The 330-nt window shown below is 46.1% G+C and carries 1 protein-coding gene; it reads right to left on the minus strand.

Annotated elements, in window-relative coordinates:
• Window positions 1–71: 71 nt before the first annotated feature.
• A partial coding sequence (locus ALO64_RS06470) for a helix-turn-helix domain-containing protein (protein WP_217996269.1) occupies window positions 72–330 on the minus strand: 259 nt, incomplete at its 5' end.

Here is a 330-nt window from a genome sequence, read left to right on the forward strand (position 1 = left end):
GCATAGGTAGCTCCTTTTAAATTCCGTTGTTGGCATTCCAGCCCCAAACTTTGGATTGGGCGGGGCTGGGATTATTTTTTGAAGCCACGTATAAAACGATGCACGGTGCTTACTGACACAATCACTCCTTTAGCATTCAGCCACTCAGCAATCTGTGCGTAGGAATACCCATTATCACGCATGTCCATAATCTCCTTCTTTTGCTTAACCAAAGCATCAGCCCGATTTGCTCCTCTGGGTTTGCTTTCTTCAAATTCCACAGGCTTCACCTCATATTTCTCAGAACAATACGTGAACGCGTCAACCGTGTCAACCGTGTCAACCGTGTCA

Origin of the sequence: Pseudomonas meliae (assembly GCF_001400515.1) — a bacterium.
Lineage (GTDB): Bacteria > Pseudomonadota > Gammaproteobacteria > Pseudomonadales > Pseudomonadaceae > Aquipseudomonas > Aquipseudomonas amygdali.